The 7,800-nt window shown below is 77.1% G+C and carries 6 protein-coding genes; 1 reads left to right on the top strand and 5 read right to left on the bottom strand.

What is annotated here, in order from left to right; genetic code table 11:
• Nucleotides 1-92 precede the first annotated feature (92 nt).
• The 5 genes from ACSNOK_RS27905 to ACSNOK_RS27885 all read right to left on the bottom strand — a co-directional run bounded on the left by ACSNOK_RS27905 (nt 93) and on the right by ACSNOK_RS27885 (nt 7,327).
• Nucleotides 93-335, bottom strand: a complete 243-nt coding sequence (locus ACSNOK_RS27905) for a hypothetical protein (RefSeq protein WP_436783558.1) — start codon at nt 333-335, stop codon at nt 93-95.
• Between the two features lie 125 nt (nt 336-460).
• The gene (locus ACSNOK_RS27900) at nt 461-3,607 is read right to left on the bottom strand and encodes an SAV_2336 N-terminal domain-related protein (RefSeq protein ID WP_436783557.1); all 3,147 of its coding nucleotides are present in this window, start codon (nt 3,605-3,607) and stop codon (nt 461-463) included.
• A 6-nt stretch (nt 3,608-3,613) separates the two neighbouring features.
• Nucleotides 3,614-4,621 carry an AAA family ATPase gene (locus ACSNOK_RS27895; protein ID WP_436783556.1) on the bottom strand — a complete coding sequence of 336 codons (1,008 nt, stop codon included), beginning with the start codon at nt 4,619-4,621 and terminating at the stop codon, nt 3,614-3,616.
• 178 nt (nt 4,622-4,799) lie between these two features.
• A complete protein-coding gene (locus ACSNOK_RS27890) occupies nt 4,800-6,929 on the bottom strand; it encodes a trypsin-like peptidase domain-containing protein (RefSeq protein ID WP_436783555.1) in 2,130 nt (709 codons plus the stop codon).
• 17 nt (nt 6,930-6,946) lie between these two features.
• On the bottom strand, nt 6,947-7,327 hold the full coding sequence (locus ACSNOK_RS27885; protein ID WP_436783554.1) for a CU044_2847 family protein: 381 nt from the start codon (nt 7,325-7,327) through the stop codon (nt 6,947-6,949).
• 195 nt (nt 7,328-7,522) lie between these two features.
• On the opposite strand from ACSNOK_RS27885, the gene ACSNOK_RS27880 reads away from it, so the two are divergent.
• Nucleotides 7,523-7,702: a DUF6104 family protein gene (locus ACSNOK_RS27880; protein WP_004937694.1), complete on the top strand. Its 180-nt coding sequence runs from the start codon at nt 7,523-7,525 to the stop codon at nt 7,700-7,702.
• Nucleotides 7,703-7,800 lie beyond the last annotated feature (98 nt).

The following is a 7,800-nucleotide window of genomic DNA, read 5'->3' as shown; positions in this document are numbered from 1 at the left end:
GCTTACGAGAGCCGGCGGGGGCTCGCCCGGGGAGGCGGGCAGTTGGCCGGATGGTGCCCCCGGCGCGGGCTCCCCGGCCGGTTCTCCGCGCGTCACGCGCCGGTCCCGCCGGCCCCCGCCGGCTCTCGTAAGCGGCCTCCCTGCGCACCGCTGGAGTACCAGGTCTCGTCCAGTTCGTCCGGCCGCCGGAGCGTGCTGTCGACGGCGGCCGTCAGGCCGGGGTCCCGGAGGCGGCGCAGGCCGCGCAGGCCGACGCCGCTGAGGTCGGGCAGCGGCGGCGCCGCCCCCGCTCCGCCCGCAGGGCCCGGCGCGGCGGCGTTCCTGTGCTTGGGCACCCTCTGCTCCTCCCTGCCGCGGCCCCTGCCGCGACTCCCGCCGGACGTCCGGCCGCCGGCCCCCTCACGGCTGCGAGGTTCTTCCCGGGCGCCGTAATCCGGAAACCCGTTCGGACGGCGTCCGGTCATCCGCCGGAAAGGCGGGCGACGCTTTCCCGGGTGGCCGCGACCTCGTCCCAGGGGACGTCCGCCAGCCGTGCCGTGAGGTCGCGCCACTCCCCCGCCGCCGCCCGGTACGCGGCCAGGGCCTGCCGGCGCAGCCCCATCCGCTCCAGGACCTCCCCGTGGCGGTGCGAGGCACGGGCGGCGACGACGGAGCCGGGGCCGTCTCCGGTGCTCCGGCGCGCCTGTTCGGCCGCGGCGGCGAACGCGTCGGCCGCGTCGGACAGCGACAGGCCGGACGAACGCTCCCGCAGGGCGAGCCGGGCGGTGCCCAGCTCCAGCCACGCCTCCGCCCGGGTGTCGCCGTCCGGAGCCCGGCGGGCGGACTGTTCCAGCAGGTGGCAGCTCTCGTAGAGGTCCGGCAGGAAGCCGAGCCGCCCGAAACGCAGCACTAACGCGCGCCCGAGCAGCAGTTGGAGGCGCGGGCGGCGCGGCGAGCGCCCGGGGCTCACGGCGTACGCCTCGCGCAGCACGGCCTCGGCGCGGGAGACCGTCCCGGCGTCGCCCGCCGGCCCGGCCGCCTCGGCGCGGCCGAGGAGCGTCTCCCCCCACTCGGCGAGCAGCGCGCAACGGCGCGGACTGTCCCGGCCGGTGAGGGCGACGGCGGCGGTGTACGCCTCGTCGGCGCGCGGGCCGTCGTCCGCGGCGGTGTGCACCCGGGCGCGTTCGAGGTGGGCGTAGAGCGACTGGAGCTCGTCCGCGGCGGTCCCGGCGGCCCGGTCGAGGACGGTGAGGACGGCGGCGGGGGGTTCGCCGGACAGCCGCAGGGCCCGGCCGAGGTCCAGCAGGGCGGCGCACCGGCGCCCGTCCGGCGCGTCCTCGGCCTCCAGCAGCTCGCAGGCGGCGCGGAGTTCCACCGCCGCCTCGGCGGCGCGCGTGATCCGGGACTCGGTGCCGGACTCGGCGAGGGCCAGCAGCACCCGGCCCAGTCGCAGCCGGCGGTCGGTCCGCGCGGGCAGGGCCCGCAGGACGGCCTCGGCGGCGCGCAGATCGGCGTCGTCGGCGCGGCCGGCCCGGTCGGTCTCGGCCCGCCACCGGGCCCAGTGGGCGGCGGCCAGTTCGAGACCGCTGGCGGTGTGCGCGTCGGTGCCCGCGGCGGTGCGCTCCCCGGTGCCGGGGGGCGTGTGCGCGTGGGCCTCGGAGAGCAGGGCGACGGCCCGGTCGAGCAGCTCGCGGCGGCCGGCGGGGTCGTCGCGGACGGCCTCGGTGCCGGCCAGGGCCAGCAGGACGCCGCCGAGCACGAACCGGGCGCGTACCGCCTCGTCGCGACCGTCGCCGGTGAGCGGTGCCGTCGCGAGGGGGGCGACGAGGTCGCGGGCCTCGCGCAGCAGGGCGGAGTCGCCTTGAGCGTGCCACAGGCGCAGCAGGGCCGCCGCCTCGCCGACCGGGCCGGTCCGCGGGGGCGTCGGCCGGTACCAGCGCACCACGCGGGCCGGGACCCGGGCGAACAGCTCGGGTTCCGGGGCGGGGTCGGCGCCGTCGGGGTCGTCGGTGACGGTGTCGGGCAGCGGGTGGCCGCGGAGCCGGGCGACCGCGAGGGCGGAGAAGTTGCGGGCGCTCTTGCCGAAGTGCCGTTCCACGTAGTCGGAACAGTGCTTGAGCACCAGCGCGGCCTCGTCCTCGCCGAGGGACTGGAGCAGCAGTTCGCGCACCCCGTCGGCGAACTCGTACCAGGGGCCGGTGGCGGCGTCCGGGCCCGTCGGGGCGGGCACCCGCCAGAGCAGCCCGCCGAGCAGCACCTCGGCCAGCTCCATGGGGCCGGTGTCGGGCAGCATCGCCCGCTGCACCATCTGCATCACGGGCAGCGCGAGGGGGACGGCCGCGAGGTGGACCGCCAGGCGCAGGGCGCCGGGCGAGGCCGAGGCGCGGAAGGCCGACAGCCGGGCGTCGGCGGTCGGGGCGTCGCCCTCCGCCGGGGGCGGCGGGGCCGTCGCCGGATGCTCGGGGAGCACCCAGCCGGCCGCGCCGTGCACGGTCGTGCGCCCGGTGCCGGACAGCAGCCGGGCCCACGCGCCCAGCGCCTCGCGGACGGGCAGCAGGACGGGCACGGGCAGCGCGCCCGGCCGGGGCGGCGGACCGAAGCCGTCCGCTTCGAAGCCGAGCCGGCCGCCCGCCCCCGGGTCGCGGGTGAGCGTGCCGGCCTCGGCGGGCAGCGCGGTGCGCGGCCACAGCCGGGGCGGCAGCGGCTGGACGACGGCCAGCGGCGCGGTCGCGGACCAGCGGTGCAGCAGCCGCTGGGCGCGCCCCTCCTGCCACAGGGGGCCCACGCAGTCACTGATGACCAGGGTGAGCCGACGGCCGGAGGGGTCGAGGAACTGGTCGGCGGGGCGCGGACGTTGCCGGGAGGGGCCGGTGGCGCCGCCGGCCGCCGACGTGGCGATCAGGGGCGTACCGTCCGGGGCCCGGTGCAGATAGCGCACCCGGACGTCACGGAAGACGCCCAACTGCGAACAGAGCTGCTCCATTTCGTCCAGCATCCGCTCCCAGACGACCATGGAGGGCGAGGCATCCATCAGCAACTGCATGGCCGCCGCCTGCCGTTCGCCCCGGCGGTACGCGGGGTGGACGACGCCGGTGCGCGCCGCGCGGTCGGCGGTGGCTTCCTCGTCCAGCGGCCCGCGCGGGGGCGCGGCGAGCGGCCGGTAGCCGCGCAGCGGCCGCAGCGCGCGCTGCAGGCCCAGCAGGCCGGGCAGGGACGCGGCAGAGGGCACCCGGACCGGGAAGGTCCGCTCCGCGCCGTCCGTGGTCCGGGCCAGGCCCGTACCCCGCTCGCGGACCGCGCCGCCCGCCGCGCCGCCGTCCGTCTCCGGCGTCCGGCGCCCGCCGGCGCGCACGGCGACGGACTCCGGCGGACCGGCGGCCGGCCGGGCGACGTCCGCCTCTCGCCCGCCGGCCGGCGGCCCGGGCGGTCCTCCGGCCGCGACGCCGACCGCGTCACCGGCCGCCGGCCGCTCGGGGCCGTCGCCGGGCGGGGTCCGCGCCCCGGCGTCCGGGGTCATCCGGCCGGCCAGCCACACCGCGTCGGCGATCTCCTCGGCGGTCAGATCCTGGGAGGTGGCCCGCAACCGGCCGACCAGCTCCTCCAGCCACGGCTCGGGGGGCGCCGTCATCGCTCATCACCTCGGGCGGTCCAGCGGTTGCATCAGCATGTCGGCGAGCCGTTCTCGGGTGACGCGTTCCGCGCTGGGGGCGTGCTGGGTGAGGAACAGGGCGTTGAGGAGCTGGTCGGCGGCGACCACCTCGCCTGGCTCGCGCCGCAGGAAGCGCTGGATCAGCTCGCTCCCGTCCGTCACCGCCTCGTCGCCCAAGTGCGCCCGGACCATCGCGGTCAGCTGCTCCTCGCCCGGCGGTTCCAGGTCGAGCTGGATGCAGCGGCGCAGCAGGGCGGCCGGGAAGTCGCGCTCGCCGTTGGAGGTGAGGACGATCAGCGGGAACGTGGTGCAGCGGACCAGCCCGTCGCGGATCACCGCCCGGCCGCCGTCGTCCGTGCCGACCTCGACCTCGGGCTCGCGGTCGGCGATCCGCTCCAGCTCGTGGAGCCGGAACTCGCCCTCCTCCAGCACGTTGAGCAGGTCGTTGGGCAGGTCGAGATCGCTCTTGTCCAGCTCGTCGATGAGCAGCACGCGGGGCTGTTCCGCCGGGAGCAGGGCGGTACCGAGCGGGCCCAGCCGCAGGTAGGAGCCGATGGAGTGGCGCTCGGCCCCCACGTCCGCCCCGGCCCGCTCCAACTGGACGTCCTGGAGGCGGGCGATGGCGTCGTAGTGGTAGAGGCCGTCCCGGAGGGTGGAGCGGCTGACGATCGGCCAGCGCAGCACCCGGCCGAGCTTGAGCTCGTAGGCCACGGCGTGGGCCAACGTGGATTTCCCGGTTCCGGGCGGTCCCGTCACCAGCAGCGGGCGGCGCAGATAGAGCGCGGCGTTGACCGCCTCGACCTCCTCCGGCCGCGGGTGGTGGTTCTCCACCAGCCGGCGCCGTACCCCCAGCCGGCGGGCCGCGCTCGGGTCCGTGCCGGCGCCGGTGTCGGGCCCGGCCGCGGCGAAGTCGCGCCACGGGGGCGGCGGCGGCAATCGGCGGACGCCGTCGTGCGGCAGGCCGGCTCCCCGGTAGATGCGCCAATCGTTCACATCGGGCTCCTCGTTGCCGGCGTGGCTCTCCCGGCCGTGACCGGCCGGGCCCCCACGCTTCCGCCGTCGCCGTTTCCGCTCCCCGGACGACGGTACCGGTCCGGGCTCGGCCTGCCGAGCCTTTCCGTCTCGCTCCGTCGTTTCCCTGTCACTTCCCTGTCACTCCGCCGGGACACCTTCACGGGCCGCCTCCCGGGCGCATACCCGGCTCGGAGAGGGGCGGACCGGGCGGACCGGGACGCTCCGGCGGGTCCAGGAGCAGCGCGACCGACCGGGCCCAGCGTGCTTCCTCGTCCGGCTGTTCGGGGTCGGCACAGCGGATCCGCAGATTGCGCAGCCGGCGGTGGAGTCCCTCGGCCGTGGCCGCCTCGCACACCAGTCGGGACACCTCGTCGAGGAATTCGGCGCAATCGGTGTGCTCCCCGGCGCATCCCCGCCAGATCACCACCGCGTGCCCGGCGGCGAGCGCCGCGTCCAGGGCCGAGGCGCCCGCGCCGTGCGAGACCGGCCCGCAGTAGACCGGGACGGCGGCCGGGTCCACGTCCGAGAGCCGGGCGTACGCCGCGTGCTTGCTCTCCGGCCGGCGCGCCCCGTGCCCGGGGACGGGCACCTCCGCGCGCAGCGGCACGGCGGTCAGCGGGCCGGCCGTACAGCCGTTCCACCGCCGCTGCCACTCCGGGAAGTGCCGCAGGTCCCGGCGGCGCCGGTCGCGGACGACCACGACGCGGCGCTGGCCGAGCGGCATGCTGCGCGGGTCGAGGCCGTCGTCGTCCGTCCCGGGCGGAACCAGCCGCCAGTCGGCCACCGGCTCGTCGAACAGCTCGCGCGGCAGCACCACTTGGAGCGCCGCCAGATGCTCGCCGACGTCGCCCTGGAGCAGCGCCTCGGCTATCGGTTCGCGCAGCGCCTCGCGGAGCTCCGCCCGGCGGGCGCCGTGGACGTCGTCACGGAAGGGGGTGATCCGGTCGTCCTGCCCCAGCAGCTTGACGCGCCACGGGTAGCGGTCGCCGTACATCAGGGCGTCGATCTCCACGAGCACGTCGGCCCGGGCGCGCGGGTCGGTCTCCTCCGCCGGCTCGACCGGGCCGGGCCGGTCCTTGGCCAGGACGACGCCGACGGACGGCACCGGCCGGTCCGGGCAGGGGTCGGAGTGGCCGTGCAGGATCCGCTGGACCTCCTTGCGGACGACGTCCTGCACCTGGTCCGCCTTGCCGGTCACCCAGCCGGCCAGCTCGCGCAGCGGCCCCGCGTCGGCGGGGTCGCCGAGCCGGCTCACCGCCGCCGCCACCCAGGCCGCGTACAGCAGGACCGCCTCCAGCTCCAGGTCCCGGCCGGGGCCGGTGCCGGCGCCCGGCCACCCCATGCGGTCCCCGCGGCCCTCGGCGCCGTCCCGCAGGTCGTACAGGAGGCCGACGCCCTCGCGCCAGGTGCGCGGGTCGTGCTCGACGCCGGGCTGGTACGGGTCCTGGATCACCCGGCTCTTGGCCTGGTCGACCAGGGCCATCACCTCGCCGGGAGTACGGGGCTGGGTCAGCTCGGCGAGGCGGGCGAACAGCTGGGTCCGCAGCACCGGGGTGAACCCCTCGACGGCGGGCCGCAGGCCCTTCTGGATGCCGGTCCAGCTGCGGCCGGTGCCCACGGCGCGGTAGTGCCGCAGGTGATAGCGGTCGTGGGCGCGGACGACGGAGTGCAGCCGGTCGCGCCCGGGCCGGTCGTGGGCGATCCGGCGCAGGGCCGTCACCGGCACCGCGAGCCCGTGGTGCGCCCCGCGCCCCTTGCTCACCCCGATGACCGCGCCCCGGCCGGTGTCCACCACCGGGCCGCCGGAGCAGCCCTCCACGGGGATCTCGCCGCGCAGCAGCATCGCCCGGCCGCTGCCGTCCCCGCCGGTGGCCGTACCCGTGCCGTAGCGCCAGCCCAGCTCACCGGTCTCCCGCGACCAGCCGTAGACGCCCACGTCGGCGGGGACGACCGCCGAACGGTCGCTCATCCAGAGGCATTCGGCGTCGTCGGCGTCCGCGACCTCGACCAGCGCCAGGTCGGGCAGCGGCCAGCGGTCCGGCGGCCGGTCGGGGTCGTCCGGGCGCGGCAGGACGAACACCACCCGGCCCTCGTGGACACGCTCGTCGCCGTCGGTGACGTCGAGGGCCGTGGTGCCGTCCAGTACGCCGCCGCCCCCGTTCCCCACCACATGGGCGCAGGTCAGGGCCCAGCCCGGGGCGATGAAGAAGCCCGTGCCCCAGAACCGGTCGTCCTCGGACTCCTGCCCGCCGCCGGCCCCGGAGATGCGGACGACGGACCGGCGCACGGTGGCTTCATGGGGGTTCAAGGAGCACTGGGGGTCGTGGGCGCCCCTGGGGCGCCGCCGGCGGCCGGTCCGCTCTCCTTCCAGGTGAGCGTCACGTTGATCGACGCCTTGCCGCCCGCGTCGGTGAGCAGGCTGACGACCTGGCCGGCCTGGGCGGAGAGCTCGATGCCGAACTGCACCTGCACCTCCTGCGGCCGGGCCGCCGCCACCCCCATGCGCAGCGAGTCGACGACCCCGCGCACCGTGTCGGCGAGCCCGCTCGCCAGCTGGGCGACGCGGCGCGCCGCCGTCGAGTCCTTGTACCCGCCGCTCCCGGCCGAGCGCAGCTCCTGCGCCTCGCTGATCCTGGCCCACACGACCGTGCCGTCGTCGAGCCGCACTTGGGTGATCCCGTCCATCACGCGTCCCCCCGTCGTCGCGCTGTCACCGCGTCGTCACCGCGATGATGCAGCAGGCTAGCCCTCGGACGTGACGGGCGCGAGAGGTCGTGGCCAACGCCCGGCTCCGGGGACGGCCGTCCCCCGCCTATCCTGGGGACGATCCTGACCCTTTCGAACCCCTGTTGTTCGAATCCCCTGTTGACGGAGAGAGCGTTGTACTTCACCGACCGCGGTATCGAGGAGCTGGAGAACCGACGGGGCGAGGAGGAGGTCACCCTCGGCTGGGTCGCCGAACAGCTGCGTACCTTCGTCGACCTCAACCCGGACTTCGAGGTGCCGGTGGAGCGCCTGGCGACGTGGCTGGCGCGACTGGACGACGAGGACGACGAGTAACAGCCCGTCCGGCACCTGAGAACGCCCGCCCACCCCTTCCAGCCCGTCCGGCGTTTGAGGACAACGCGCGCAGCGTGCTGCGGGGGTGGGGGGGGGGG

This window comes from Streptomyces sp. URMC 126 (assembly GCF_051386555.1).
Lineage (GTDB): Bacteria > Actinomycetota > Actinomycetes > Streptomycetales > Streptomycetaceae > Streptomyces.
Note: the sequence above shows the minus strand (reverse complement) of the source record. Positions and strands in the feature narration are given on the sequence as shown.